Origin of the sequence: Pseudomonas sp. LSJ-87 (assembly GCF_032971465.1) — a bacterium.
Taxonomy (GTDB): domain Bacteria; phylum Pseudomonadota; class Gammaproteobacteria; order Pseudomonadales; family Pseudomonadaceae; genus Aquipseudomonas; species Aquipseudomonas putida_Z.
Map to the genome: position 1 here is coordinate 1 of NZ_JAWJYQ010000098.1, position 210 is coordinate 210.

Sequence of the window (210 nt, forward strand, 5' to 3'; positions counted from 1 at the left end):
GTGCGGGCCGGCCCAGATGTACAGGGTGATCAGCGCCCAGAAGTGCACGATCGACAGGCGATAGGAATACACCGGGCGTTCGGCCTGCTTGGGCACGTAGTAGTACATCATCCCCAGGAAGCCCGCGGTCAGGAAGAAGCCCACGGCGTTGTGGCCGTACCACCACTGCACCATGGCATCGGTGGCGCCGGCATACACCGAGTAGGACTT

The 210-nt window shown here is 62.9% G+C and carries 1 protein-coding gene; it reads right to left on the bottom strand.

What is annotated here, in order from left to right; translation table 11 throughout:
* Positions 1-210, bottom strand: a 210-nt coding sequence (locus RYH74_RS26215) for a cbb3-type cytochrome c oxidase subunit I (protein ID WP_317410605.1), incomplete at both ends; no start/stop codon positions are given.